A 26,795-nucleotide genomic window follows, 5' to 3' on the forward strand; every position below is an offset into this window, starting at 1 on the left:
TCGCGCAACGCGCGGACGACGGGCGCCCGGCTCATCGAGCCGGGCGTTTTCGTTTGGGCGATCCGGTTGAGCAGATAGAGCGCGACGGCTCTACGCCGCTTAGAAGCTCAGTTCGCCATGCCGCCGCGGACGCGGTACGTGCCGTCGCTCAGCCGCTCGAACATCTCGCCGACCTGCGGATGCCGCACCGGCTCGCCGCTCGTGTCGTGCACGAGGTTCTGCTCGGAAACATAAGCGACATATTCGGTTTCGGCGTTCTCCGCGAACAGATGGTAGAATGGCTGGTCCTTGACGGGCCGGACGTCCTCCGGGATCGCGAGCCACCATTCCTCGGTGTTCGAGAAGGTCGGGTCGACGTCGTAGATCACGCCCCTGAACGGGTAGATCCGGTGGTGCACGACCTCGCCGATGCGGAATTTGGCGCGACGTTCGGCGGCGGGCATAGGGCGGGGGACTCGGAACGATCGGCGACGGCCGGACATGCACCGACCGGCGTCCATGCGTCAATCAAGGGACGGGCGCCGGCTCGATACGTCCCAAGGGCTCAGACGGTTTCGCCGCGGCTCACAGACCGTAGCGCTCGGCGGCCTCGGGCTCGCGCTCGGCGATCTGCCTGGCGAGGTCGACGATCACTTTGGCCTGCTTCCAGGTGGCGTCGTCCTGCATCTTGCCGTCGAGCATCACGGCGCCGGTGCCGTCCGGCATCGCCTCGACGATGCGCTTGGCGAACTTCACCTCCTCGACGTCCGGCGAATATACGCGCTTGGCGATCTCGACCTGGCTCGGATGCAGCGTCCAGGCGCCGACGCAGCCCATCAGGAAGGCGTTGCGGAACTGCGCCTCACAGGCCTCTCCGTCCGAGAAGTCGCCGAACGGCCCGTAGAACGGCTTGATGCCGTTCGCGGCGCAGGCGTCGACCATCTTGGCGATCGTGTAATGCCAGAGATCCTGCTGGTAGAACGCGCGGGCGGCTCCCTCCGCGCCCTTGTCGACCAGCACGCCGTAGCCCGGGTGCCCGCCGCCGACGCGCGTCGTCTTCATGCGTCTGGAGGCCGCGAGGTCGGCCGGGCCGAGGCTCATGCCGTGCATGCGCGGCGACGCGCAGGCGATCTCCTCGACATTCATGACGCCCTGCGCGGTCTCGAGGATCGCGTGGATCATGATCGGGCGCTTGACGCCGTGGCGCGCCTCGAGCTGGGCCAGGAGCCGGTCGAGATAGTGGACGTCCCAGGATCCCTCGACCTTCGGCAGCATGATGACGTCGAGCTTGTCGCCGACCGCGCCGACGATCTCGATCACGTCGTCGAGCGCCCAGGGGCTGTCGAGCGCGTTCATGCGGATCCAGAGGCCGGCGGCCCCGAAGTCGGTCGCCTTCGCCATTTCGATGAAGCCTGCGCGCGCCGCTTCCTTTGCGTCCGCCGGCACCGCGTCCTCGAGATTGCCCAGCACCACGTCGACTTGGCGTGCGAGGTCGCCGGCGCGTGCGCGGATCTTTTCGACATGCGGCGGCACGAAATGGATCATGCGCTCGACACGGACCGGCGGCTCGCGGAACGGTTCCGGGGCGCCGAGCGCGAGCGGGCGATAATAGGCGCTCGGGACGATCATGGTCGGACCTTTCGAACGGCGCTGAAGGGAGCCGCGCCATTTCGCGGCCGCGATGCTGCGGCGCAAGACGTCTTTCGTCGCAAGGTCTGGGACGTCGGGGTCTCTTCGAGCCGCGGCTGCGGCCCCCCGGGGGTCGCGGGCATGCTCGCTATGCGCCAAAAAGCGTTGAGCTCCGGCCGCAAAGGCGCCATTGCCGCGGAGGCGGCCCGATCGGCCGGCCATCGGCTTCTCGCTCTCCGGACCCTATCCCGCGCCAATGACCGACGTCGCCGGCCTCGCCATGCCGTTCTTCGGCCTGATCGCGCTCGGCTTCCTGTGCGGGAAGCTCGTGAAGGGGCCGGAGGAAGGGCTCGCCTGGTTCAACGTCTACATCCTCTATGTCGCGGTTCCGGCGCTCTATTTCGCGCTGATCTCGCGCACGCCCTTCGAACAGCTCGCCAATGTCGGCTTCGTGGCCGCCACCACCGCGGCGACCTTCTCGGCCTTCGCGATCGCGGTCGGGATCGGGCTGTTCGCCTCGAAGGGCGATCTCAGGCAGGCGACCATCCAGGGCCTCGCGGGCGGCTACGCCAATGTCGGCTATATGGGCCCCGGCCTGACGCTCGCGGCGCTGGGACCCGCCGCGGCCGCGCCTACCGCGCTGATCTTCGTGTTCGACTGCATGCTGCTGTTCACGCTGACGCCGCTGCTGATGTCGATCGCAGACCCGCGGCGCGAGGGCGTCGCCTCGACCGCGCTGCTGATCGTCAGGCGGATCGCGCTCCACCCCTTCAACATCGCCACGCTCGCCGGGGGCCTTGCAGCCTATTTCCACTGGTCGCCGCCAGGCCCGGTCGCGAAGCTCGTCGAGCTGCTGAGCGTGTCGGCCGCGCCGTCGGCGCTGTTCGTCATGGGCGTGACGGTCGCGCTTCGGCCGCTGAAGCGGGTTCCGCCGGAGATGCCCGCTCTGCTCTGCGTGAAGCTGCTGCTGCACCCGCTGTTCGCCTGGTCGGCGCTGACTGTGATCGGCGGCTTCGACCCGCTCTGGGTCGCGACCGCGACTTTGATGGCGTCGCTCCCGCCGGCGCTCAACGTGTTCGTCATGGCGAGCCAGTACGGCGTCTATGTCGAGCGCGCCTCCAGCGTCATCCTGGTCGGGACCATTGCGTCCTTCGTCACGGTGACGGCGCTGCTCGCGGTGATCGTCGGCGGGCCGCGCTGAGCGGCCTCAGAACGCCGGCCCGCCCACGAGGCCCTCGCGCATCACGAAGCGCCGCAGCGGGCCGATCCGGGAGAGGGCCGCGAGGCCGAGACCGCGCAGCGCGTGGACCGGCATGAAGTCCGTCAGCAGCGAGCGGTTGAGGAGGTCGGTCGCGGCCGTGCGGCTCCAGACGTCCGCGGAGCGGGCGCGGGCATAGGCGCGCAAGGCCCTCTCGCCGCCGACGTCCTCGCCGGCCGCCCGCGCCTTCCGGACGATTTTCGCCACGGCCTCGGCGTCGCGCACACCAAGATTGAGCCCCTGCGCGCCGATCGGCGGCAGCACATGCCCGGCTTCGCCGACGAGCACGGTCCGCCGGGCCGCGAAGCGCGTGGCGGCGCCGATGACGATCGGAAATTGACCGACTGTCCCTGAAACGGTCAGGCGTCCAAGGAGATTCCCGGAGGCGATCGTCGCCTCCAGGCCGAGCTCATCTGGCGGAAGCGCGCGCAATCTTTCGGCGCGTTCGGGCGAGACGCCCCAGACGACGCTCGACCGCCTTCCGGGCATCGGCACGAGGGTGAAGGGGCCTTCCTCGCCGTGAAATTCGGTCGAGACAAAGCCGTGGTCGCGCTCGTGGTCGCAGGCGAAGGCGAGGGCGGATTGCGGCGCCCGCCGGCTCTTGAAGCCGATGCCCGCCGCCTCCCTGAGCCGCGAGTTCCGCCCGTCCGCCGCGACGGCGAGCCGGACTCGCAGCAAGCCGCCATCCTCGATCTCGAGTTCGACGGAGTCCGCGTTGGGCCGGCTCTCGACGGCCTCCTGTTCGATGACGCGGGCGGATGGCGCGCGGCCGAGCGCATCAGTGAGCGCCGCCGTGAGCGCCGCGTTGGGGACGTTCCAGCCGAACGCCTCGAGGCCGAGCTCGGCGGCGTGGAACGTCGCCTCAGGCGCCCGGAACAGCCTGCGGCCGGCGTCGGCGATTCGGAGCGTCTTCAGCGGCGCGGCGAGCGGCGCGACCGCGTCCCAGACGCCGACGTCGCGCAGGATCGCGACGGAGCCGTCGAGCAGGGCGGTGGTGCGCGGGTCCGGGCCGGGCCTCGGCGCGACGAGCGTCGTCTCAGCGCCCGTGCGAGCGACGAGCAGGGCGGCGAGCAGGCCAGCGGGGCCGCCACCCACCACTGCGACTTCGCAGGCTTCGGTCATGCTTCGGCGGGGACTGCGACTGGCATGAGCCGGATTATAGCGACCTGAAACGAAAAAGGACTGGTCTGATGTGCGCGTCCCGCGGCGACATCGGGCGCGGTCGTGAGGCGTCAGCGGAACGCCAGCTCACGGCGGCGTCATGCGAAGTCTTCGAATCCTGACGCGTCCGTGATGCCTGCGCAGGCGCTTCTCGCCTTGTATTTCAGCGGTTCCGGGCTATCTGGCAGCCGCGGAAAATCGGGCTCGCGGCGGCCCTCGGAGGCGGTTGCGCACGATGCTGGAAGTCTTTTCGAACCCCGAGGCCTGGGTGGCGCTCGCGACCCTCACGGCCATGGAGATCGTGCTCGGCATCGACAACGTCGTCTTCATCTCGGTCCTGGTCTCGAAGCTGCCGCAGGCGCAGGCCGACCGCGCCCGCAAGCTCGGCCTCGCGCTCGCGCTCGTGTTCCGCATCCTGCTGCTGTTCGCGCTTTCCTGGCTGATCGCGCTCAAGGAGCCGGTGTTCTCGCTGTTCGGCCATGGCTTCTCGTGGCGCGACATCATCTTGCTCGCCGGCGGCGGCTTCCTGATCGTCAAGGCGACGCTTGAGCTTCACAACTCGATCGAAGGCGAGGAGCACGGCCCGACGGGCGGGGTTCAGGCGGCCTTCGCGGTGATCATCGCCCAGATCATCGTCATCGACCTTGTGTTCTCGATTGACTCGATCATCACGGCGATCGGCATGGCCGAGGATATCGAGGTGATGATCGCCGCCGTGGTGATCGCGGTCGCGGTCATGTTCGTCTCGTCCGGGCCGATCTCGGCCTTCGTCGCCAAGCACCCGACCACCAAGGTGCTGGCGCTCGCCTTCCTGCTGCTGATCGGCATGGTGCTGGTCGCCGACGGCTTCGGCTTCCACGTGCCGAAGGGCTACATCTACGCCGCGATGGCGTTCTCGCTGATGGTCGAGATCCTCAACGTGACGGCCAAGAACCGCCGGCTCAAGCTCGCCGAGGCGGCAGACGCCGAGGACGCGCCGGCGAAGCCGCAGGACAGGATCGTGCGATGAGCGATCGAGGCCGGGTTCTGGTCGTCACCGGCGGCAGTCGGGGGATCGGCGCGGCGGTCGCACGGCGCGCCGCCGCGGAAGGATGGGACGTCGCGGTGAACTACGCCCGCGACAAGGCCGCGGCCGACAAGGTCGTGGCTGAAGTTGCAGCCGCGGGCCGCCGCGCCGCGGCCATCCAGGGCGACATGGCGATCGAGCGCGACGTCGTGGCGCTGTTCGAGACCGCCGCGGCGCTGCTCGGCCGGATCGGCGGCGTCGTGAACAATGCCGGCGTGGTGGGCTCCCCGGCGGGTCGTCTCGACCAGGCCTCGGCGGACATGATCGCCCGCGTGGTCGACCTCAATGTCACGGGCGCTCTGCTCGTTGCGCGCGAGGCCGCTCGGCGGCTCTCGACGGCGCGCGGCGGGGCGGGTGGCGCGATCGTCAACGTCTCATCGATCGCAGCGACGCTCGGCGCGCCCGGCGAATATGTCTGGTACGCCGCGACCAAGGGCGCGGTCGACAGCATGACCGTCGGGCTTTCGCGGGAGCTCGCCGCCGAGGGCGTGCGCGTCAACGCCGTGTCGCCGGGCCTGATCGAGACCGACATCCACGCCTCGGGCGGCCAGCCGGACCGGCTCAAGCGGCTCGGTCCGAGCGTGCCGATCGGACGCGCCGGAACCGCCGAGGAGGTGGCCGAGACCGTCGTCTGGCTCTTGTCGGACGCCGCGTCCTATGTCACGGGCGCGAATGTCCGCGTCAGCGGCGGCCGCTGACCCGTCCTCGAAAGGCGCCCTTGCAAGTGATCCGGCATGCCGCAGCGGCGCTTTCGGCCGCGCTTGTCCTGTCATCGCCAGTCTCGGCCGCCGACGCGCCGAACGCCGCCTGGGTGGAGAACCTCAGCGAACCGACGCAGTGCGCCGAGTTCGACAACGTCTATTACACGCTCGCCAACCCGAAGGTCACGCGCTTCGAGATCGAGGTCAGCGCGCCCGTCTACCTGCCTGATCTCAAAACCGATTCGACCGGTCCGGACTTCGCCAATTGCGAAGCGATGAAGGACGATCCGAAGCACAAGTTCCAGCCAAAGAAGCTGACGCTGTACGAGGACGGCGACATCCGCATCGTCGGCCACACCTACGCCGAGAGCTGGCGGGCGCGGGGCGCCGAGGTGATGGTGGGCGACATCGACGAGAGCGACCTGCACCTCGTCCAGTGGTTCCAGAAGGTTGACGGCGACTTCCACGAGTTCCTCGTCGTCTATCCGTTCGACGGCTACTGGCGCGCGAAGCCGATACCGACCGAGGCGTTCCCGGACGCGGCCTACGGCACGTCCTTCCTGGTCGGGCCGATCGAGAAGCAGCACCGGCCGATCGTCGACATCGCGAAGCTCAAGATCGACCCCAGGGCGCGCGCCTTCCGCATGACCTTCGCCAAGGGCGGCGTCGGCGAGATCAGGATCCGGAGCGCCGACCGCGAGCGCGTCGTGCTGGACGTCAGCGTGGACGGCCTGCCGGACGGCGATCCGCCGGCGCCATTCGCGGCGATCCGCTCCATGTTCGTGACGCCGACCAACGCGGACGTCGCCCGCATCAACTGGCGGACCGACGCCGGGCTCTACAATGAACCGATCATGGAGTTTAAGGGCGCCAACGCGCACGAGATCCGGTTCGACCGGATCGAGCTCTCGAGACACAACACCAGCGCGCCGGACGTGACGTTCCGCGGCTTCGCGGGGCCGCCCCCGGCGCGATAGACGAGTTCAGAGGAGATCGACATGGCCAAGGCGATCCGTGTGAAGGCGACCGGCGGCCCGGAGGCGATGCAGTTCGAGGACGTCGAACTGCCTGCGCCGGGCGAGGGCGAGGTCGCGGTCCGCCACACGGCGGTCGGCGTCAACTTCATCGACGTCTACTACCGCACCGGCCTCTATCCCGCGCCGCAGACGCCCTTCGGCCTCGGCTTCGAGGCGGCGGGGGTCGTCACGGCGCTTGGCCAGGGAGTCTCGGGACTCCGCGAAGGAGACCGCGTCGCTTATACGACCGGCCCGCTCGGCGCCTACGCGACGGACCGGGTCGTCGCCGCGCAGCATCTGGTCAAGCTGCCGGCCGGAGTGTCGGACGAGACCGCCGCCGCCATCATGCTGAAGGGCATGACGGCGCAGTATCTGCTCCGCCGCACCTTCAAGGTCGGGCCGGAGCATACGATTCTGTTTCATGCGGCCGCCGGAGGCGTTGGCCAGATCGCCTGCCAGTGGGCCGCCCATCTCGGCGCGACGGTTATCGGCACGGCCGGCGGGCCGGAGAAGGTCGCGCTCGCCAAGACCAAGGGTTGCGCGCACGTCATCGACTACAAAACCGAAAACTTCGTCGAGCGGGTGAGGGAGATCACGGGCGGCAGGCTGTGCGACGTCGTCTACGACTCGGTTGGCAAGGACGCCTTTCCGGGCTCGCTCGACTGCCTGAAGCTGCGCGGCCTCTGGGCGAGTTTCGGCCAGTCTTCCGGCCCGGTTCCGGATTTCTCGATCAATTTGCTCGCCCGGAAAGGCTCGCTGTTCGCGACGCGCGCGAGCCTGTTCAACCATATCGGGACCAGGCCAGAGCTCGAGGCGACGGCCGCCGACCTGTTCGACGTCGTGACGTCCGGCAAGGTCACGATCGAGATCGGCCGGAGGTTCCCGCTCGAGAAGGCGGCGGACGCGCATCGCGCGCTCGAGGCTCGCGAGACGACCGGCTCGACGGTGCTGATCCCGTAGTCATCGTCGACGTGGCGGCTCGCCTGATCCCTCCCCTTGCAAGGGGAGGGTGGACCGGCGTCAGCCGGGACGGGGGGGGATCGTGCAGGATCAAGCTCGACGCTCCGAGTCCCCTCCCGGCCTGGGCCTTAGGCCCGAGTCCACCCTCCCCGCTGCCGCGGGGCAGGGTAGAAGAGCGGCCGGCCCCCGCTGGCCTGGGATGACGCCTGATCCCTGCGCTCCTATACTTCGCTGGCGTCACAACCGCAGAGCACGAATGCCCGCCTTCCGCACGACCCGCCGCGTTCCGCACTCGGCCGCTGAGATGTTCGACCTCGTGGCGGACGTCGAGAAGTACCCGCTGTTCCTGCCGCTCTGCGAGGCGCTGAGGATCAGGAAGCGCGAGGAGGGCGTCGCGCGGCCCGTGCTCATCGCGGACATGACCATCGCGTACAAGATCGTCCGCGAGACCTTCACGAGCCGCGTCACGCTCGATCGCGACGCGAACAAGATCCTGGTCGAATATCTCGACGGTCCGTTCAGCCATCTCGAGAACCGCTGGACCTTCCGGGACCGTGAGAGCGGCGGCTCCGACGTCGAGTTCTTCATCGAGTGGGAGCTGAAGAGCCGCACGCTCGCCATGCTGGTCGGCTCGGTGTTCGACCGGGTGTTCCGACGCTACGCCGAGGCCTTCGAGCAGCGCGCCGACCGCGTCTACGGCGACAAGCCGGCGCTGGCGTGAGCCGGCCGGGCGAGCAGGGGCTGATCGAGCGGTTCTTCCGCCCGCTCGCGACCGCGCCGGGGGCGGCGCTCCTGTCCGACGACGCCGCGACGGTTCCGACCGGCGACGGCCCGGAGCTCGTGGTCACGACCGACGCGATCGTCGCCGGCGTGCATTTCTTCCCCGACGACCCGCCCGATGCGATCGCGCGCAAGGCGCTCAGGGTCAATCTGTCGGACCTCGCGGCCAAGGGCGCGCGGCCGGCCGGCTATCTCGTCACGCTGGCGCTTCCCGACGACTGGGCGGTCGACTGGCTCGAGGGCTTCGTCGAAGGGCTCGCGGCGGATCAGGAGGAGTTCGGCGTCAGCCTGCTGGGCGGCGACACGGTGCGGACCCCGGGCCCACTGATGGTCTCGGTCACCGCGCTTGGCCATGCGCAGGAGGGCGGGGTGCCGCGAAGGGGAGGCGGGGCGCCGGGCCAGCGGCTCTACGTGACCGGCACGATCGGCGACGCCGCCCTTGGCCTGCGGCTGAGGCAGGACGAGCGGCTCGCGCTGCGCTGGGATTTGCGGCGCTCCGAGCGCGAATGGCTGCTCGACCGCTATCTCATTCCGGAGCCCCGGCTTGCGCTATCGGCCGTGGTCGCGGCCTACGCCACGGCGGCCATGGACCTTTCGGACGGCTTTGTGGGCGATCTCGAGAAGCTTGCGGCCGCCTCGAGGGTCGGCGCGATCGTGGAGGCGGCCCGCGTTCCCCTGTCGTCTGCGGCCGCCCGGATCGTGCGGTGCGACGAGGATGCGCTTGGCGTTGCGCTCACGGGCGGCGACGACTACGAACTGTTGATCGCGATCGATCCCGACGACGTCGAGGCCTTCGAAGCGGAGGCGCGCAGCTGCGCGGTCGCCGTGACGGACATCGGCGTGCTGTTGGAAGGCGAGGGCGTCGAGATCGAATCGGGCGCCCGCCTCCTTTCGCTGGACCGAAGCAGCTACAGCCACTTCTGACCGACGTCCGCTGTTGCGCGTGCGCCACGAGAGGCCGGCGAGACGCGCGGACCGCGATTGAAACGGCCGAAGCGCGCACGCATGATGGTCCGCGGTCGAATCTTGGCCTTCTTTCAAGGCGCAGGTCCCGAACCGAACGAACAAACCACAACCATGGGGCGGACCCGCATGCGACCCATCTCTCTTTCCTTGGCGGCCACGGTCGTCGGCCTAGGCGCGCTTTGGTCCGGAGCTGCGTCGGCGGCCTCGTGCGGCAATGACGGCGCCGGTTTCAGCGCGTGGGTGCCGGAGTTCCAGGCGGAGGCGCAGTCGCGCGGCATCTCGGCGCGCGTCGCCCAAGCGGCGCTGTCGGGCGTCGCTTACGATCGCGGTCTGATCGCCTATGACCGCACGCAGCGTCCCTTCAAGCTCAGCCTCGAGCAGTTCATCGCCAAGCGCGCGCCGGCCTCGCTGATTACCCAGGCGAAGTCGCGCTGGGCCAAGAACCGCGCCGTCTTCGACCGGGTGGAGCAGCGCTACGGCGTCGAAGCCCCCGTGATCCTCGCGATCTGGGGCATGGAGACCGCCTTCGGAGCCATCCAGGGCAAGAAGAACGTCTTCAACGGCCTCGCGACGCTCGCCTATGACTGCCGCCGGACCGAGATGTTCCAAGGCGAACTGCTGGCCGCGATGCAGCTCGTCGACCGCGGCGACCTGACGATGGCCGAGATGCGCGGCGCGGAGCATGGCGAGATCGGCCAGGCGCAGTTCCTGCCGACCTCCTACATCAAATATGCGGTCGACGGCGACGGCGACGGGCGCAGCGACATGGTGCGCTCCTCGGCCGACACCATCGCGTCGATCGCCAACTATCTGCGGTCGAACGGCTGGCAGCGCGGCGGGGGCTTCGACCAGTACGGCCCGCTCGCCGAATGGAACAGGGCCAGCGTCTACCAGAAGGCCATCGCCTACGCGGCGAACAAGATCGCGGAAGGCTCCTGAGGCGGCTCGGCGACTTCTCAACGCCTTGCTCTGGCGTGCTGCGTGCTTCGAGACGCCGTCCTGAAGGACGGCTCCTCAGCATGAGGCAGGTTGGTGCTTTGGCATCCTGCAATGGTCCTCATGCTGAGGAGCATGCCGCAAGGCATGCGTCTCGAAGCACGCAACGCCGGCGCCCCGGGGCTTTCATCAATCTGCTTCGTCCATGTGCGCGCCCGTCGAAGACAAGCCACCAGGACGATTGCGCAATCATCGCCGTTCTGGCAGCTTCCGCCGCGACCGATCGGTCGTGCGGGCGGAAGGCGACTTCCCCATAAGACAAAACAAAAGCACGGCGCTGGTCGCCGCAGGTCCGGCCTGCGACGAGGAACGTCACGTGTGAGGGAAGAACCCCAATGGCGCTTGTACTGATAATAATTCTCGGTCTTCTGTCCGTCGTCTACGGGGTCTGGGCGACCAAGTCCCTGATGGAGGCCGACGCCGGCACGCCGCGCATGCGGGAGATCGCAGGCGCGATCGCCGAAGGCGCGCAGGCCTATCTGAAGCGCCAGTACACCACGATCGCGATCGTCGGCGCCGTCATCTTCGTCGCCCTCATCTTCCTGCTGTCCTTCGCGGTCGCGATCGGCTTCCTGATCGGCGCGGTCCTCTCCGCGGCGGCCGGCTTCATCGGCATGAACGTCTCGGTCCGGGCGAACGTCCGCACCGCCCAGGCCGCCTCGAAATCGCTAGGCGCCGGCCTCGAGATCGCGTTCAAGTCGGGCGCGGTCACCGGCATGCTGGTCGCCGGCCTCGCGCTGCTCGGCGTCGCGGTCTATTACTCGATCCTGCGCATCATCGGCTTCGATCCGGGCGACCGCACGGTCATCGACGCGCTGGTCGCGCTCGGCTTCGGCGCGTCCCTCATCTCGATCTTCGCGCGTCTCGGCGGCGGCATCTTCACCAAGGGCGCGGACGTCGGCGGCGACCTCGTGGGCAAGGTCGAGGCCGGCATTCCCGAGGATGACCCACGCAATCCCGCGACGATCGCGGACAATGTCGGCGACAATGTCGGCGACTGCGCCGGCATGGCCGCGGACCTGTTCGAGACCTATGCGGTGACCGTAGTCGCCACGATGGTGCTGGCGTCGATCTTCTTCGCCGGCAACGCCCTGCTGCCGAGCCTGATCCTCTATCCGCTCGGCATCTGCGCCATCTGCATCGTGACGTCGATCGCCGGGACCTTCTTCGTGAAGCTGCCCGCCAACCAGTCGATCATGGGCGCGCTCTATCGCGGCTTCGGCGTCTCGGCGGCGCTCTCGCTCGTCGGCATCGCGATCGTCACCGCGCTCCAGGTCGGCTTCACGACTGAGTACACCACGACGACCGGAACCAGCTTCACGGGCTGGGACCTCTATCTCTGCGCGGTGGTCGGCCTCGTCATCACCGGCGTGATCGTGGTCATCACGGAATACTACACGGGCACCGGCTATCGCCCCGTGAAGTCGATCGCCGCGGCCTCGGTCACCGGCCACGGCACCAACGTCATCCAGGGCCTCGCCATCTCGCTCGAGGCGACGGCGCTGCCCGCGCTGGTGATCATGGTCGGCATCATCGTCACCTATTCGCTCGCGGGCCTGTTCGGCATCGCGATCGCGGTTACGGCCATGCTGGCGCTCGCGGGCTTCGTGGTCGCGCTCGACGCCTTCGGACCGGTGACCGACAACGCCGGCGGCATCGCGGAGATGTCGGAGCTGCCGCCGGAGGTCCGGACCTCGACCGACGCGCTCGACGCGGTCGGCAACACGACGAAGGCCGTCACCAAGGGCTACGCGATCGGCTCGGCCGGCCTCGGCGCCCTTGTGCTGTTCGCGGCCTACACTTCGGACCTCAACCACTTCATCGCCAACGCCTCGCAGTACCCGTACTTCGCCAATGTGAAGCTCGATTTCTCGCTGGCGAACCCCTACGTCGTCGTCGGCCTGCTGTTCGGCGGCATGCTGCCCTTCCTGTTCGGCGCGATGGGCATGACCGCGGTCGGCCGCTGCGCAGGCTCGATCGTCGAGGAGGTCCGCCGCCAGTTCCGCGAGAAGCCCGGCATCATGGAAGGCAAGGACCGTCCGGACTACGGACGCGCCGTCGACCTGCTGACCAAGGCCGCGATCAAGGAGATGATCATCCCGTCGCTCCTGCCGGTGCTGTCGCCGATCGTAGGCTACTTCATCATCCTCGCGGTCGCGGGCAAGAGCGAGGCGTTCTCGGCGGTCGGCGCGATGCTGCTCGGCGTGATCGTGACGGGCCTGTTCGTCGCGCTCTCGATGACCTCGGGCGGCGGCGCCTGGGACAACGCCAAGAAATACATCGAGGACGGCCATCACGGCGGCAAGGGCTCGGAAGCCCACAAGGCCGCGGTGACCGGCGACACGGTCGGCGATCCCTACAAGGACACGGCCGGACCCGCCGTAAACCCGATGATCAAGATCACCAACATCGTGGCGCTGCTGCTGCTCGCGATCCTGGCGCACTCGGCGGGCTAAGGCCGAAACGAGGCGTCATCCCGGCCGGCGCGAACCGCCGAGCCGGGGTCCGTCGCGAGAAAGTGGCGCGGTTCGGCGCTACGCCCAAGTCCCGGCCTTTGAGCCGGGACCCATCATGCGCCGGACGCGCCCGATGAGGGGCGTCGCCCGGCGCGCTCTCGAGTTGAAGTGGAAGCCCGAATGGGTCCCGGCTCAGGGCCGGGACATGAGCGCGGCTCTCGTCTCCGGCCTCAGGCCTCAGCCCTTCTTCGACGCGGCCGGCTCGACCGGCCCGCCAGCCTCTTTCCAGGCCTTGAAGCCGCCCGAGACGTGGGCCACGGGCTTCAGCCCCATCGATTGCGCGGTGTCGGCCGCGAGCGCCGACCGCCAGCCCGAACCGCAGAAGAACACGAAGGTCCGGTCCTCGGCGAAGACCGGCTTGTGATACGGACTCTCCGGATCGATCCAGAATTCGAGCATGCCCCGCGGGCAGTGGAAGGCGCCGGGCACGCGGCCTTCCCGATCGAGTTCGCGCGGATCGCGAAGATCGACGAAGGTCACGTCTTCGCGGCGATGGAGAGACAGGGCCGTCTCGACCGGCAGGCTCTCGACGCGCGATTCGGCCTCGGCCAGCATGTCGCGGAAGCCGCGCGTGATGGTCTGCGCCATCCCCGGAAAGGCCGTCAGGCTTTCTTCAGCCGCCGGCCATCGCTCCGCCGCCTGTCGCGCCGCCACCAGGCCGACAGACGAGAGCGGGCGTATTTGGTCGCCAGCGTGAATGACGCCTTCAGCGCCGGGAACGGGCTGTTCGGATGGCCAGCGACGCGTCCGCCTGCGTTCCGCCAGGACTTCAGGCCGCCCCGCAGGGCGAGCGCGCCCTCGAGCCCGAGCTCGCGAGCACGCTTCGCCGAAGCGAGCGGCGCCGTGTGAGGGCCGCCATAGAAGATGAAGGTCTTGCCCGGTTCGAACAGACGCGCGTGGAGCGGGCTCGACGGCGAGACGATGGCCGCGAACTCGCCCGGCGGGCAGTGAAGCGAGCCTTCAATCCAGCCAGTCTCGTCGACGACCTCCCAGTCGCGAAGATCGACGAACACCGCCTGCTTGCGGCGCCAGAGCCCGATCGCGTCGCGCGCCTCAATGACGATCGAGCGCCGCGCGCGCACGGCTCCGCGCGGCTTGGCCGCCGAGGTCATCGGCGAGAATCTGGGGAACGCTGTAGTCGACGCCATTTGTCGCGTCTTTCGATCGGAGTTCGACGAGTGATCAAACGCTGAACATTACGACATGTTTCAATGCGACCTTCGCAGGGTCACGCGGTGTTGACCGCCACATTGTCGATCAGCCGGACCCCGCCGATGCGGGCGGCGGCGAGAAGACGCGCCGGGCGGTCCTCCAGCGCGGTGATCGGTCTCAGCGTGCCTGAGTCGCGCAATTCCACATAGTCGATCGCGAAACCCGCTCCCTCGATCCGCCTTTTCGCGGCGTCGAGAGTCTGGCTCACGTCCCGACCAGCCTCCGCGGCCGCTGCGGCTTCCGCCAGCGCGGCATGCAGCTCGGGCGCGCGCGCCCTGTCAGCGTCCGTCAGATAGACATTGCGCGACGACATTGCGAGTCCGTCGGTCTCGCGAATGATCGGCGCGCCCTGGATCTCGATCGGAAAGCACAGGTCGCGGGCCATCCGCCGGACCACCGCGAGCTGCTGAAAGTCCTTCTCGCCGAAGATCGCGACGTCGGGCGCGACCTGGACGAAAAGCTTCGCCACCACGGTCGCCACGCCAGCGAAGAAATGCGGCCGGACGACGCTTTCGAGACCTTCCGACGGGCCGCCGACCGTCACGGTGGTCGCCGCGCCGTCCGGATACATCTCCGCGACGTCCGGCGCGAAGACGAGGTCGACGCCGCATCGCGCGAGCATGTCGAGGTCGCGCTCCAGGTTCCGCGGATAGGTCGCGAGGTCCTCGTGCGGCGCGAACTGGGTCGGATTGACGAAGATCGACACGACGACGCGCGGCGCGACGCGCGCCGCCTGCTCGACAAGCGACAGATGACCGGCGTGGAGCGCGCCCATGGTGGGGACGAGCGCGATCCGCTCTCCGGCGTTTCGCCGGGAGGCGAGGCGGGCGCGCAGCTCGGCGACGGCGGTGACGGTTTTCGGACGCGACATCGACGCGATCTGCCTCCATGGACGTCGCCCGACGGCCGGCGACCGCGGCCCATTAGCAGCGCGCCCGCCGACGCGCCACGGTCGCGGTCCGACACAGGCGCGATCAAGCAAGACTGAGCGGCGGCGTCTTGGCCCGCCGGCCTTGCCCGTGCGAGCTTCGCCGGGCGGCCGCGTCGCCGCTTCGGAGAGCGGAATGATCTGGATCGTGTTCGGCGCGATGGCGGTGGCCACATTCCTGGCCGTCGGCCGGATCCTCGTCGACGCGGACCCCGCCCATGCGCGTCGGCAGATTCGCGTGACCGCGATGGCGGTGTGGGCGGTCGGCGTCGCGCTGGCGCTCGCGGGCAAGCCGCTCTACGGCCTGACCCTCATGGCGCTCGGCGCGGCTGGCGTGTTCGCGGCCCCGCGGCCGCGCAAGTCACCGCGGCGGCCCGAAGGAGAGCGTGACGGCGGGGCGTCCGGCGGGCGTGCGCACGTCGAGGACGACCCTTACTGGCGGGCCGACGAGGTCCGGCCGGACGTGGGCTTTGGCGTAATGACGGAACAGCAGGCGTATCAGATCCTTGGCCTGCAGCCGGGGGCGAGCGCGGAAGAGGTCGCCCGTGCGCATCGGACGCTGATGAAGAAACTGCATCCCGACCAGGGGGGGTCGACGGAGCTCGCGGCGCGTGCCAACGCCGCCAAGGACGTTCTCGCGAAGCGGCGCCATGGCTGAGGCCTCTCCCGCCGGGCTCAATTCTTGATCGCGAAGCAGCTCACCGAGCTGCGCTTCAGGGCCCTGCAGGCGGCGTCGGCCGACCGCTCGTTCAGGCCGGCGAACCGCGCGCGGTAATAGGTGGTCGCGCCCTTGGTGTAGACCTCGGTGAAGGGTTCGGCGGCGTTGAGCAGCCGGCCGCCCTTCGAGGCCGCGTCGGACAGCAGCTCCTCGGCCTTGGCGGCCTCGGTGGTGGCGCCGATCTGGATCATCCAGCCCTTGCGCGCCGGCGTCATTTCGGCCGTCTGCGCGGTCTGGCGCACGGGCTCCGCCGCGGCCTGCCTGGAGGCGGAGCGGCTCGGCGATTCGTTCGTGGCGAGCTCGGCGATCTGGTCGTCCTGCGCCGCGGCGACGTCGACGCTGCCGGTCGTGGTCGGGGCAGGCCCGACGACCCAGCGCATCGGCTTCGGAGCCGGCGCGGCCGGCGCCTCGACGACCGCCGGGACCGCGGCGGCGACGACAGGCTCGACGGCGGGCGACACGACGCGCTCGACCTGGACGGGCCGCGGGGCAGGGATCGGGGCGGCCTCGCGCTGGACCGGCGCGGGCGAGGGGACGGGAACCGGCGCTTCATAGCCGACGCGCTGGGCGGCCAGCGGCGCCGGCAGGCCGGCCATGACGGCCGGACGGGCGCGAATCGCGGACGGCGAGGCCGCTTCGGCGACCAGCGGCGCGACGCGCTGGCCGGGCTGGGCCTTCGGCAGGTTCAGCGCGATCAGCTCGCGCATGTGATTGTCGCGGGAGGCGCCCGTGCGGCCGCCCATCACCACGGCCACGATGCTGCGTCCATTCGACTTCACCGAGGACAGCAGGTTGAAGCCGGACGCGTTGGTGTAGCCGGTCTTGATGCCGTCCACGCCCTCGACGCGGCCGAGCAGGCGGTTGTGGTTGGGCATCTGGCGGGCGCCAAAGGCGAAGACGCGGGTGCCGAAATAGCCGTAGTAGCGCGGGAAGCGGTCCTGGACGGCCCGGCCGAGCGTCACGAGATCGCGCGCCGTGGTGATGTGGTCGGGGTTCGGAAGGCCGGAGGCGTTGCGATAGACGGTGTCGCTCATGCCGAGCGCGCGCGCCTTGCGGGTCATGCGGTCGGCGAAGGCGAACTCGGAGCCCTCGAGATTCTCGCCGAACGCGCAGGCGACGTCGTTGGCCGATTTGGTGACGAGCGCCTTGATTCCATTCTCGACGTCGATCGTCTGACCCGGGCGCATGCCGAGCTTGGAGGGCGGCATCGCGGCGCAGCGCGGCGACATCGTGATGCGCGAGCCGAGACTGAGGCGTCCCCGCTCCAGATCCTCGAAGACGAGGTAGAGCGTCATGACCTTGGTGACAGAGGCAGGAAAACGTCGCGCGTCGGCGTTCTTCTCGTACAGCGTGCGGCCGGTCTTGGCGTCGACCACCAGCGCCGCGTAGTTCGACGCGCCGGTGAACGTCGCGGCTGCGACCGGTTTGATCGACCTGTAGGACCGTTTCTTTTTCGACCGCGCTTCGGCGCTTTCGACGGTCGCCGCCATGGCGCCGGCCACGATGCCGGCGGCGACGACGCAGGACAGAAGACGGACGCTGAGTTTCGCTACGCTACAAGACATGTGCCGTCCGCCATTTCCCGTTCTGGTCGTCTCCGGCGCTGCGGCCGGGTGGCGTTCACGCCGCTGTCAATGACGGTAGGAAGATGCGGTTACGGAGCAGTTAAGCGCCCCGTTTTGTGCAATGCAAAATCTTTCCTTGACGTCCATGCTGCAGTGCATATATCAACGTCGTGAACGGCGGACCCGTTTGCTGAAAGTGGTGGGCCCGGCGCCGAGCGCTCGATGACGAGGCTTGGCGAGGTCCGACATTCGTCAAGGAGGAGACAACTATGACGACGACTTTTGAGGACGTGCAGAAGTTTGGCCGCGAGAACATGGACCTCACGCTGAAGAGCCTCGGCTCGGTCAGCAAGGGTTTCCAGGCGATCGCCGTCGAAGTGGCGGACTACTCGAAAAAGACCTTCGAGGACAATTCCGCGCTGGTCGAGAAGCTGCTCGGCGCCAAGACGATCGACAAGGCTATCGAGGTTCAGTCGGCGTTCGTCAAATCGAGCTACGAGACGTATCTCGCGCGCATGACCAAGATCGGCGAACTCTACGCGGACATCGCGAAGGAGAGCTACAAGCCGGTCGAGACCGCTCTCGCTAAGGCGAAGTGACGGCTTCCAGCTGACAGTTTCGGACGCCGCCCGACAAGGCGGCCGTCCTTGCGAAGCCCGGCCCTCGGCCGGGCTTTTCTTTTGTCAGCCTTCCTGCGCGGGCGCTGCGCCCCTGCCGCCACCGGCGCGGTCCGGTCAGGCATGTCCGCGCCGCCCTTTTTTTCGTCCCGACCGACGCCTAGGTGTGCGCACGAGAGGTCCGAGCGCTCTGGCGCACTGCGGCGAGCGGGGCTAGGATCGATGGTGTTGATTTGAGCCGCCGCTGCGAGGCCGCGCGGCTCGGCGACGGACGGCGCGACGGTTGATGGGCGAAGGACGCGGCACAATCTTCAAACGAGGCGCCAGACGGCCGGCCGGCCGTCGCAGCGCCGCCGCGCTCAGGTCGGTCATGATCGCCGCCACGGGCTCGCGGCGCGTCGAGGACGCAGGGCCCGGCGCCGCCGTCGTCACCAAGACGCGCCCGAAGGTCAAGCGCCCGAGTCTTTATCGTGTCCTTATCCTGAATGACGACTACACTCCGATGGAGTTCGTCGTCCACGTGCTCGAACAGTTCTTTTCCAAAGACCGTGAGGCCGCGACGCGGATCATGCTCCACGTCCACAATCACGGCGCAGGGGAGTGCGGCGTCTACACATACGAGGTGGCCGAAACCAAGGTGACGCAGGTGATGGATTTCGCGCGCAAGCACCAGCACCCCCTGCAATGCGTCATGGAAAAGAAGTGAGGTAAGCCAGTTGCCGTCATTCTCGCGCAGTCTCGAGCAGTCCCTTCACCGCGCGCTGGCCTTCGCCAATGAGCGCCGCCACGAATACGCGACCCTTGAGCACCTGCTGCTGTCGCTGGTCGACGACCAGGACGCCGCGGCCGTGATGCGGGCCTGCAACGTCGACCTCGAGATCCTGCGCCGCAACCTGATCGAATATGTCGACGCCGAGCTCGACAATCTGGTCGGGGACACGTCCGAGGATTCGAAGCCCACCGCCGGCTTCCAGCGCGTCATCCAGCGCGCCGTGATTCATGTCACCTCGTCGGGACGCGAGGAGGTGACGGGCGCCAACGTGCTCGTCGCGATCTTCGCCGAGCGCGAGAGCCACGCCGCGTTCTTCCTGCAGGAGCAGGACATGACGCGCTACGATGCCGTCAACTACATCAGCCACGGCATCGCCAAGCGTCCGGGCCTCTCCGAGAGCCGTCCGGCCCGCGGCGCGGACGACGACGTCGGCGCCACCACGGACGAGCCTGCCAACGGCAAGAAAAAGGCCGATGCGCTCGACGCTTATTGCGTCAACCTCAACAAGAAGGCGAGGGATGGCAAGATCGATCCGCTGATCGGGCGCGACGCCGAGATCTCGCGCACGATCCAGATCCTCTGCCGCCGCACCAAGAACAACCCGCTGTTCGTCGGCGACCCGGGCGTGGGCAAGACCGCGATCGCCGAAGGCCTTGCGCTGCGCATCGTGCGCGACGAGGTCCCGGAGGTGCTGCTCGACGCCACGGTGTTCTCGCTCGACATGGGCGCGCTGCTCGCCGGCACGCGCTATCGCGGCGATTTCGAGGAGCGGCTGAAGCAGGTCGTCAAGGAGCTCGAGGCGACGCCCGGCGCGGTGCTGTTCATCGACGAGATCCACACCGTGATCGGCGCCGGGGCCACCTCCGGCGGCGCGATGGACGCCTCGAATCTGCTGAAGCCGGCGCTCGCCTCCGGCACGCTGCGCTGCATCGGCTCGACGACCTACAAGGAGTACCGCCAGCACTTCGAGAAGGACCGGGCGCTCGTCCGGCGCTTCCAGAAGATCGACGTGGCGGAGCCCTCGGTCGAGGACGCAATCGAGATCCTCAAGGGTCTCAAGCCCTATTACGAGAGCTTCCACCAGATCCGCTACACCAACGAGGCCATCAAGGCCGCGGTCGAGCTCGCGCACCGCTACATCAACGACCGCAAGCTCCCGGACAAGGCGATCGACGTGATCGACGAGACCGGCGCGAGCCAGATGATCCTGCCGGAGCACAAGCGGCGGAAGACCATCGGCGTGAAGGAGATCGAGACCACGATCGCCACCATGGCCCGCATCCCGCCGAAGTCGGTCTCAAAGGACGACGCCGAGGTGCTGCGCTCGCTGACCGACAATCTGAAGCGCGTGGTCTACGGCCAGGAGGCGGCGATCGAGGCGTTGTCCTCGACCATCAAGCTCGCCCGCGCAGGCCTTCGCGACCCCGAAAAGCCGATCGGCTGCTACCTGTTCTCCGGCCCGACCGGCGTCGGCAAGACCGAGGTCGCGCGGCAGCTCTCCTCGCTGCTCGGCGTCAAGCTGCTGCGCTTCGACATGTCGGAATATATGGAGCGCCACACGGTGAGCCGCCTGATCGGCGCGCCTCCGGGTTATGTGGGCTTCGACCAGGGCGGGCTGCTGACCGACGGCGTCGACCAGAACCCGCATTGCGTCCTTCTGCTCGACGAGATCGAGAAGGCGCATCCCGACCTGTTCAACATCCTGCTGCAGGTCATGGACCACGGGAAGCTGACCGACCACAACGGCAAGCAGGTCGACTTCCGCAACGTCATCCTGATCATGACCACCAACGCCGGCGCGTCGGATCTCGCCAAGGCGCCGATCGGCTTCGGCCGCTCGAAGCGCACCGGGGAGGATTCGGACGCGATCAACAGGCTGTTCGCGCCGGAGTTTCGGAACCGGCTCGATTCGATCATCGCCTTCGGCAATCTGCCGATCGAGGTGGTGCGCCAGGTCGTCGAGAAGTTCGTCCTCCAGCTCGAGGCGCAGCTCGCCGACCGCAACGTCACGATCGAGCTCTCCGACGAGGCGCGCGACTGGCTCGCCGAGCGCGGTTACGACCCGATGATGGGCGCGCGCCCGCTGGCGCGGCTCATCCAGGAGACGATCAAGACCCCGCTCGCCGAGGAGGTGCTGTTCGGGCAGCTGAAGGGCGGCGGCGCCGTGCGGGTGGTGGTCGAGTCCAAGGAAGGCGGCGAGCCGGGCCTCGGATTCGAGTTCCCGGCCGGGCCGGTCACGCCGAAGCCCGAAAAGATCGACCGCAAGGCCGAGGAGGGCGGGCGCAAGCCTTCCAAGCGCAAACCGTCGTCCAGCGCCCCCCGCAAGACGATCGCCAAGACGCCGCCGCTCGTGCGCAGTGACGGCTGAGCACCCCGCCCGCGGGGCGGCCATCCGCCCTGCGGACTGAGCCCATGGGCCAGCCCGAGCTGGCGGGCGACGAGCGGCCGCCGCGCGTCTGGGCGTTGCGCGGCGCCCGCGACTCGCTGAGCACGCCCGGCTTCGTGCTGTTCGGCAGTTTCGTCGGCTTCGGCGCTATGACGCACGACTTCGGCTGGCCGCTCTGGGCGGCCGCGCTGTCGACCGCTTTGGTCTGGGCGGCCCCGGCCCAGCTTGTGCTCGCGGGCTCGCTCGCGAGCGGCGCCGGCATCGTGGCGGCGGCTCTCGCGGTCACGGTGTCCGCCGTCCGCCTCCTGCCGATGGTCATCGCGTTCCTGCCCGTGTTGCGGACGCCGCGCACGAGGCTGACCGCGCGCCTGCTCGCCGCCCATTACGTGGCCGTGACCGCCTGGTTCGAAGGGCAGCGTCGGACGCAGATGATGCCGCGCTCGGCCCGCATGCCGTACTTCCTCGGGCTCGCCAACGGACTCGTGGCCGGCAGCACGATCGCGACCGCCGTCGGCCACGCCGCCGCCGGGGCCCTTCCCACGCCGCTTTCCGTGGCGCTGCTGGGGCTGACGCCGATCTACTTCCTGCTTTCGCTCGAGCGGGGCGCCGGGAGCGTTGGCGAACGCCTCGCGATCCTCATCGGGCTTTTCATGGCGCCCGTCGTCGGCGTCCTGACCCCGAGCCTCGATCTCCTCCTGACGGGCGTCGTGGGCGGCACGGCCGCTTTCGTGATCGAGCGCGCCTTGCGCCGGCGACGGGAGACGCCATGACCCATTACGACGGCTGGTTCATGCTCGCCGCGATCCTTGCGGCCTTCGCGGCGAACGAGGTCTGGCGCGTGGTCGGCGTGGCGCTGTCGGCGCGCCTTCACGAAGACAGCGCCGTCTTCTCCTGGGTGAAGATGGTCGCGACCGCGCTGGTCGCGGGCCTCGTGGCCAAGCTCGTGCTCAACCCGACGGGCGGCCTCGCGCTCGCGCCGCTCTGGCTGCGGCTGGGTTCGGTCGCGTTCGGCGTCGCGGCCTATGCGCTCGGCCGTCGTTCGCTCGCCCTCGGGGTCGCGGCCGCCGCCGCCACGCTGATGGTCGGGACGGCGGTCATCGCTCCTGGAGCGCCGCCCTGATCTTCTCCGCATGCGCGGCCAAGACCTCGGGCTTCTCCATCTTGCCCGTGTGCGGCTTCAGCGGCACGTCGGTCCAGCGCGGCAGGATGTGGACGTGGGCGTGGAACACGCTCTGTCCGGCGGGCGCCTCGTTGAACTGGGTGATCGTGACGCCCTCGGCCCCGAGAGCGGCCTTGACCGCGCGCGCGACCTTCTGCACGGCCGCGAACAGCGGAGCGATCGTTCCGGCGTCCATGTCCAGCAGGTTGCGCGACTGCGCCCGCGGGATGACCAGCACATGGCCGTCGATCTGCGGCATGACGTCCATGATCGCGATCGCGGCGTCGTCCTCGTAGACCTTTTGGGCCGGCAGCTCCCCGCGCAGAATCTTGGCGAAGATGTTGTCAGGGTCGTAGTCGGCCATCGCGCGGCCTCCCTTCGGATCGGGCGCGCAAGGGATCGCAGGACGCGGAGCGGGTCAAGCGCGCGCCGGCCACAGCGGCGTCCCGAATCCCGTCCTCGCGTCAGCTCTCCGCCCCAGCGTCGCTGCGACGGAAGGGCGTCGCCTCCTCGAGTTCGGTCTGGGAGGCCGCCACATATCGCCGCTCCCGCGCGAGATAGTCCGCGACCGCGCGCTGGAGACCGGGATCCGCGAAGGCGTGGGCGGAGCGCGTCACGACCGGGCGATAGCCGCGCGCGAGCTTGTGCTCGCCCTGCGCGCCGGCCTCGACACGGGCGAGGCCCCGCGCGATCGCGGCGTCGATCGCCTGATGGTAGCAGACCTCGAAATGCAGGAAGGGATGCTCCTCCACCGCGCCCCAATAGCGACCATAGATCGCGTCGCCTCCGATGAAATTCAGCGCGCCCGCGATCGGCCGGCCGGCGCGTTCGGCGAGCACCAGCAGGATCGTCTCCGGCATCGCCTCGCCGATCAGGCTGAAGAACCGGCGGTTGAGATAGGGCCGGCCCCATTTGCGGGAGCCCGTGTCCATGTAGAAGGCGAAGAACGCGTCCCAGCAGTCCTCGGTCAGGTCGGATCCGGTGACGTGCCGGATGGCGATCCCGTCGGCCAGCGCCTCGCGGCGCTCGCGCTTCAGCTGCTTGCGCTTGCGGGAGGCGAGGTCGGCGAGGAAGTCGTCATAGGAGCGGTAGCCTTCATTGCGCCAATGGAACTGCTGGTCGTCGCGGGCCAGATAGCCCTCGCGGACCAGAAGCGCGCGCTCTTCCTCGGTCGCGAAGGTGACGTGGGTGGATGAGGCGCCCGTCTGGCGCATGAGGCCGCGCAGCGCCGCGGCGAGGCCGGTCCGTGCGGCCTCAGGGTCGTCGTCCGGAGAGACAAGCAGCCTCGGTCCGGTCGCGGGCGTGAAGGGGACCGCGACCTGCAGCTTCGGATAATAGCTGCCGCCCGCCCGTTCATAGGCGTCGGCGAAACCGTGGTCGAAGACATATTCGCCCTGGCTGTGGGACTTCAGATAGCAGGGCGCGAAGCCCGCCGGCGAGCCGTCGGGTGCTTCGAGCGCGACATGAGCAGGCGCCCACCCGGTTCCTGGGCCGACCGAACCGGAGAGCTCGAGCGCGTTCAGGAAGCGGTGGTCCACGAAAGGATTGTATGGACCGCAGGCCAGCGCGCAGCGGTTCCAGGAGGCGGCGTCGACGTCCGCGATGCGCGAGATCACGCGGGCGCGGAAGGCCGGCTCCCTCGGCGAGTGCGACGTGACGGACTCTCCCGGCTGAGGAGTTTTGGGTGGGTTCGGAAACGAAGCTTCATCTAGGACATAGCCCAAAAGATTGGGGCCCGGGAATGCGGCGCGGGTGCGTCGAAGGGACCAGTGGGCGGGCCTTTATCGCGGCGCCGGCCGGTGGTTCTATGCCGCCCCGGCCGAGCATGGCCGACAAGCGCCCGTAGGCCGGCCGCGCCGCGGCGGGCGCGGAGGAAGAAAAAGGACGCAACAAGGATGAAGCTTCAACTCCTCGCAGCCGCCGCGCTTGTTCTCGGCGCAGCCGGCGCGGCCGACGCCCACGGCCCGACGCGCCAGAAGACCGAGCAGAAGGTCGAGATCAACGCCTCGCCGGACAAGGTCTGGAAGGTCGTCGGCAACTGGCTCGACATGAGCTGGCTTCCGCCCGTCGAGAAGACCGAGGGCGACGCCGCCGCCGAGAAGGGCGCCAAGCGGAAGATCACGCTGAAGGGCGGCGCCATCGTCGAGGAGGAGCTCAACCAGTACGCCGCCGACAAGATGATGTATTCGTACCGCATCACCAATGTCGACGTGAAGGTGCTGCCGGTCTCGAACTATTCGTCCAAGATCATCGTCAAGGGCGAGGGCGACAAGACCACTGTGACCTGGGACGGCGCGTTCTATCGCGGCTTCCCGAACAACGATCCGCCGCCGGAGCTCAGCGACGAGGCCGCGCTCAAGGCCGTCAGCGGGCTCTACCGCGCCGGCCTCGACAATCTGAAGAAGAAGGTCGAAGGCGGGAGCTGAGCTTTTGCGTCTCGGCGCGCTCCTCGCCGCGGTCTGCCTCGTCGTCGCGGGTCCGTCCCGCGCCGACGAGGCCTTCGTCACGAACCAGTCCAGCGACGACCTGTCGGTGATCGATCTCGCGAGCGGAAAGACGCTCGCCACGATCCCGATCGGCGGCCGACCGGCCGGGGTCGCCGTCTCGAAGGACGGCGCGCGCGTCTACGTCACCTCGCCCGAGGGCAAGGCGCTCAACGTCGTCGACGCGGCGGCGCGCCAGGTGGTCGCGAAGATCGATGTCGGGGGAGGGCCCCTCGGCGTCGCGGCGCATCCTTCGGGGTCGCTGGTCTATGTGGCCGACTGGTACGCCCACAAGATCCATGTGGTCGATCCCGTCGCCCGGAAGGTCACCGGCTCGATCGAAGTCGGACTGTCGCCCTCCGGCCTCGCGGTCACGCCGGACGGCAAGCTGCTGCTGTCGGCGGACCGCGACTCCAACGAGGTTTCGATCGTCGACGTCGCCAGCGCGAAACGAGTGGCGCAGCTCCGGGTCGGCGACCGGCCGTTCGGCGTCACGATCGACGCCAAAGGCGAGCGCGCCTACACGGCGAACGTCGCCACCAACGACGTCTCGGTGATCGACATCGCCGCCCGCAAGGTCGTGGGCAGCGTGAAGGTCGGCGACAGGCCCTACGCCGTGGCGCTGGCGGGCGGACGCGGCTTCGTGACCGATCAATATCAGGAGCAGGTTTCGGTGTTCGACCTGTCGAGCCTGAAGCCGGTCGCCACAATTCCGGTCGGAGAGTACCCGGAGGGCATCGAGGCGTCGCGCGACGGCCGGTTCGTCTATGTGTCTAACTGGTTCTCGAACACTCTCAGCGAAATCGACGTCGCGACGCTCAAGGTCACGCGCGAGATGACGACAGGCAACGGGCCGCGCTCCTTCGGCTCGTTCATCCGCGTCACGCCCTGACCGCCCGCCTCATCGGCAACAGGCGGCCCGAACCTGGGCCGCCAGCAGCATCGGGTCGAACGGCTTCGGGATGACGGCGCAGGCGCCGAGCGCCTTGAAGCGCTCGACCTCCTGCGCCTGGGTGCGGGCCGTGATGAAGACGACCGGAATGCGGCTGGTGTCGTTGCGCGCCCTCAGTCGGGCGAGGGTCGAGGGCCCGTCCATGTCGGGCATCATCACGTCGAGCAGAATGACGTCCGGGCGCCAAGCGACGGCCTTCTCGATCGCCTCGGCTCCGGAAGCGGCGGTCTCGACCTCCATGCCCTCGTCGAGGTCGAGCGAAATCCGTGCGATTTCTCTTATGTCGGGTTCGTCATCGACATAGAGAACGCGCACGCCGACTCTCGCGCTATGGTCACGACGCCATAACTGTCCCGATATGGCGGCGGGTCAATGTAGCCGCCGCATTTCTGACCCATTTATCCGAAAGCGCCCATCGCGCTCCAGATGATCGCACCCGACATCAGCGCGAGACCGATCACATCGCCGCGCAGCAACTGCTGTTCGATCGCATTGTGAGGCGCCGGGTTCAGCAAAGAGTCGTCGACGAAATCGATATCGCCTTCGCCATATTGAGAATCAATTGCCTTAGTCTCAGGCGAGCCCGAGACTTCTTCGTGGCGATCGTCTACGATGATCGCCTGATCATTGCTATCTTGACCGATCCGATATACGTAAAACATCGTATGTCCGCAGGAGTGACTTGCTGAAAACTGCGACCACAACGCGGGACGGGCTCGTGAGTTCCCACCCACGGGCCGCGTTTCACAAAATATTTACGGATGGCTATCGCTTCGGAAGCGCGCCTTCGTCGATCAGATGCTCGAGCGCGCCGATGGCGATCTCGAGATCGGCGATCTTCCTCAGCGCTCCGTCGGACGGAAGGGTGGCGGCCTTCGCGGCGGCTGCGAGCAGCTCCGCCTGGGCCGTCTTCATACGTTCGAGAAGCGATCGGTACTCATTCATTCCTGATGTCCTGCGAGCGACGGGGCCGCA

General features: G+C 68.4%; 28 protein-coding genes and 1 pseudogene. 17 read left to right on the forward strand and 12 right to left on the reverse strand.

The features are described from left to right. Positions 1-107 precede the first annotated feature (107 nt). Together hspQ and EK403_RS03340 are read right to left on the reverse strand one after the other, a co-directional pair. Entirely contained in the window at positions 108-443 is a 336-nt protein-coding gene (gene hspQ / locus EK403_RS03335; protein ID WP_128776081.1) for a heat shock protein HspQ, read from the reverse strand. A gap of 121 nt (positions 444-564) precedes the next feature. Continuing rightward, a complete protein-coding gene (locus EK403_RS03340) occupies positions 565-1,608 on the reverse strand; it encodes an HpcH/HpaI aldolase/citrate lyase family protein (protein WP_128776082.1) in 1,044 nt (347 codons plus the stop codon). Positions 1,609-1,864: 256 nt separating this feature from the next. On the opposite strand from EK403_RS03340, the gene EK403_RS03345 reads away from it, so the two are divergent. Then, positions 1,865-2,809 carry an AEC family transporter gene (locus EK403_RS03345; protein ID WP_128776083.1) on the forward strand — a complete coding sequence of 315 codons (945 nt, stop codon included), beginning with the start codon at positions 1,865-1,867 and terminating at the stop codon, positions 2,807-2,809. Positions 2,810-2,815: 6 nt separating this feature from the next. On the opposite strand, the gene EK403_RS03350 is transcribed toward EK403_RS03345, so the two are convergent. Next, positions 2,816-3,988: a UbiH/UbiF family hydroxylase gene (locus tag EK403_RS03350; RefSeq protein ID WP_128776084.1), complete on the reverse strand. Its 1,173-nt coding sequence runs from the start codon at positions 3,986-3,988 to the stop codon at positions 2,816-2,818. A 274-nt stretch (positions 3,989-4,262) separates the two neighbouring features. Here EK403_RS03350 and EK403_RS03355 point away from each other — a divergent pair, with 274 nt between their 5' ends. The 8 genes from EK403_RS03355 (at position 4,263) to EK403_RS03390 (ending at position 12,968) form a co-directional block, all read left to right on the forward strand. Next, a complete protein-coding gene (locus EK403_RS03355) occupies positions 4,263-5,036 on the forward strand; it encodes a TerC family protein (RefSeq protein ID WP_128776085.1) in 774 nt (257 codons plus the stop codon). Continuing rightward, positions 5,033-5,791, forward strand: coding sequence for an SDR family oxidoreductase (locus tag EK403_RS03360; RefSeq protein WP_128776086.1), 759 nt, complete (start codon positions 5,033-5,035; stop codon positions 5,789-5,791). Before EK403_RS03355 ends, EK403_RS03360 begins: the two co-directional genes overlap by 4 nt. A 20-nt stretch (positions 5,792-5,811) precedes the next feature. After that, positions 5,812-6,771, forward strand: coding sequence for a hypothetical protein (locus EK403_RS03365; protein WP_164919485.1), 960 nt, complete (start codon positions 5,812-5,814; stop codon positions 6,769-6,771). Positions 6,772-6,792: 21 nt separating this feature from the next. Continuing rightward, positions 6,793-7,770 (forward strand): quinone oxidoreductase family protein, encoded by a 978-nt coding sequence (locus EK403_RS03370; protein ID WP_128776088.1) that lies wholly within the window; start codon positions 6,793-6,795, stop codon positions 7,768-7,770. Between the two features lie 256 nt (positions 7,771-8,026). Next, entirely contained in the window at positions 8,027-8,491 is a 465-nt protein-coding gene (locus EK403_RS03375; protein ID WP_128776089.1) for a type II toxin-antitoxin system RatA family toxin, read from the forward strand. Beyond that, a complete protein-coding gene (thiL, locus tag EK403_RS03380; protein WP_128776090.1) occupies positions 8,488-9,474 on the forward strand; it encodes a thiamine-phosphate kinase in 987 nt (328 codons plus the stop codon). Before EK403_RS03375 ends, thiL begins: the two co-directional genes overlap by 4 nt. Before the next feature lie 168 nt (positions 9,475-9,642). Continuing rightward, a complete protein-coding gene (locus tag EK403_RS03385) occupies positions 9,643-10,455 on the forward strand; it encodes a lytic murein transglycosylase (protein ID WP_128776091.1) in 813 nt (270 codons plus the stop codon). A gap of 392 nt (positions 10,456-10,847) precedes the next feature. After that, positions 10,848-12,968, forward strand: a complete 2,121-nt coding sequence (locus tag EK403_RS03390; protein WP_128776092.1) for a sodium-translocating pyrophosphatase — start codon at positions 10,848-10,850, stop codon at positions 12,966-12,968. A 237-nt stretch (positions 12,969-13,205) separates the two neighbouring features. On the opposite strand, the gene EK403_RS03395 is transcribed toward EK403_RS03390, so the two are convergent. The 3 genes from EK403_RS03395 to panC all read right to left on the reverse strand — a co-directional run bounded on the left by EK403_RS03395 (position 13,206) and on the right by panC (position 15,111). Beyond that, positions 13,206-13,616, reverse strand: a complete 411-nt coding sequence (locus EK403_RS03395) for a rhodanese-like domain-containing protein (RefSeq protein ID WP_128776093.1) — start codon at positions 13,614-13,616, stop codon at positions 13,206-13,208. 14 nt (positions 13,617-13,630) lie between these two features. After that, positions 13,631-14,176, reverse strand: a complete 546-nt coding sequence (locus EK403_RS03400; RefSeq protein ID WP_128776094.1) for a rhodanese-like domain-containing protein — start codon at positions 14,174-14,176, stop codon at positions 13,631-13,633. Positions 14,177-14,256: 80 nt separating this feature from the next. After that, positions 14,257-15,111, reverse strand: a complete 855-nt coding sequence (gene panC / locus EK403_RS03405) for a pantoate--beta-alanine ligase (RefSeq protein WP_128776095.1) — start codon at positions 15,109-15,111, stop codon at positions 14,257-14,259. A 466-nt stretch (positions 15,112-15,577) separates the two neighbouring features. Here panC and EK403_RS22910 point away from each other — a divergent pair. Next, positions 15,578-15,826: pseudogene (locus tag EK403_RS22910) on the forward strand (DnaJ domain-containing protein); the annotation flags it as partial. Between the two features lie 17 nt (positions 15,827-15,843). Here EK403_RS22910 and EK403_RS03415 read toward each other — a convergent pair. Beyond that, the gene (locus tag EK403_RS03415) at positions 15,844-17,451 is read right to left on the reverse strand and encodes a D-alanyl-D-alanine carboxypeptidase (RefSeq protein ID WP_128776097.1); all 1,608 of its coding nucleotides are present in this window, start codon (positions 17,449-17,451) and stop codon (positions 15,844-15,846) included. A gap of 269 nt (positions 17,452-17,720) precedes the next feature. Here EK403_RS03415 and EK403_RS03420 point away from each other — a divergent pair, with 269 nt between their 5' ends. The 5 genes from EK403_RS03420 (at position 17,721) to EK403_RS03440 (ending at position 22,346) form a co-directional block, all read left to right on the forward strand. Next, the gene (locus tag EK403_RS03420; protein WP_128776098.1) at positions 17,721-18,050 is read left to right on the forward strand and encodes a phasin family protein; all 330 of its coding nucleotides are present in this window, start codon (positions 17,721-17,723) and stop codon (positions 18,048-18,050) included. A 388-nt stretch (positions 18,051-18,438) separates the two neighbouring features. Beyond that, complete coding sequence (clpS, locus tag EK403_RS03425; RefSeq protein ID WP_128776099.1) at positions 18,439-18,774, forward strand: ATP-dependent Clp protease adapter ClpS; 336 nt, start codon at positions 18,439-18,441, stop codon at positions 18,772-18,774. A gap of 10 nt (positions 18,775-18,784) precedes the next feature. After that, positions 18,785-21,208, forward strand: coding sequence for an ATP-dependent Clp protease ATP-binding subunit ClpA (gene clpA, locus EK403_RS03430; protein WP_128776100.1), 2,424 nt, complete (start codon positions 18,785-18,787; stop codon positions 21,206-21,208). Between the two features lie 44 nt (positions 21,209-21,252). Further along, positions 21,253-21,996, forward strand: a complete 744-nt coding sequence (locus EK403_RS03435; RefSeq protein ID WP_128776101.1) for an AzlC family ABC transporter permease — start codon at positions 21,253-21,255, stop codon at positions 21,994-21,996. Beyond that, positions 21,993-22,346, forward strand: a complete 354-nt coding sequence (locus tag EK403_RS03440; RefSeq protein ID WP_128776102.1) for an AzlD domain-containing protein — start codon at positions 21,993-21,995, stop codon at positions 22,344-22,346. The genes EK403_RS03435 and EK403_RS03440 overlap by 4 nt, the downstream gene beginning before the upstream one ends. Here EK403_RS03440 and EK403_RS03445 read toward each other — a convergent pair. Both EK403_RS03445 and EK403_RS03450 read right to left on the reverse strand, forming a co-directional pair. Further along, positions 22,321-22,749 carry an HIT family protein gene (locus tag EK403_RS03445; protein ID WP_128776103.1) on the reverse strand — a complete coding sequence of 143 codons (429 nt, stop codon included), beginning with the start codon at positions 22,747-22,749 and terminating at the stop codon, positions 22,321-22,323. The two genes, EK403_RS03440 and EK403_RS03445, sit on opposite strands and share 26 nt — an antisense overlap. A 100-nt stretch (positions 22,750-22,849) precedes the next feature. Then, positions 22,850-24,001, reverse strand: a complete 1,152-nt coding sequence (locus tag EK403_RS03450; protein ID WP_206659470.1) for a GNAT family N-acetyltransferase — start codon at positions 23,999-24,001, stop codon at positions 22,850-22,852. 279 nt (positions 24,002-24,280) lie between these two features. Here EK403_RS03450 and EK403_RS03455 point away from each other — a divergent pair, with 279 nt between their 5' ends. Further along, positions 24,281-24,811, forward strand: coding sequence for an SRPBCC family protein (locus EK403_RS03455; RefSeq protein ID WP_128776105.1), 531 nt, complete (start codon positions 24,281-24,283; stop codon positions 24,809-24,811). 4 nt (positions 24,812-24,815) lie between these two features. Continuing rightward, positions 24,816-25,760, forward strand: a complete 945-nt coding sequence (locus tag EK403_RS03460; protein WP_128776106.1) for a YVTN family beta-propeller repeat protein — start codon at positions 24,816-24,818, stop codon at positions 25,758-25,760. A 9-nt stretch (positions 25,761-25,769) separates the two neighbouring features. Here EK403_RS03460 and EK403_RS03465 read toward each other — a convergent pair whose 3' ends face one another. The 3 genes from EK403_RS03465 to EK403_RS03475 all read right to left on the reverse strand — a co-directional run bounded on the left by EK403_RS03465 (position 25,770) and on the right by EK403_RS03475 (position 26,765). Then, positions 25,770-26,135, reverse strand: a complete 366-nt coding sequence (locus EK403_RS03465) for a response regulator (protein ID WP_128776107.1) — start codon at positions 26,133-26,135, stop codon at positions 25,770-25,772. Positions 26,136-26,218: 83 nt separating this feature from the next. Beyond that, complete coding sequence (locus EK403_RS03470; protein ID WP_128776108.1) at positions 26,219-26,482, reverse strand: hypothetical protein; 264 nt, start codon at positions 26,480-26,482, stop codon at positions 26,219-26,221. Positions 26,483-26,585: 103 nt separating this feature from the next. Further along, on the reverse strand, positions 26,586-26,765 hold the full coding sequence (locus tag EK403_RS03475; protein ID WP_128776109.1) for a hypothetical protein: 180 nt from the start codon (positions 26,763-26,765) through the stop codon (positions 26,586-26,588). Positions 26,766-26,795 lie beyond the last annotated feature (30 nt).

Source organism: Hansschlegelia zhihuaiae, from assembly GCF_004103825.1.
GTDB lineage: Bacteria > Pseudomonadota > Alphaproteobacteria > Rhizobiales > Methylopilaceae > Methylopila > Methylopila zhihuaiae.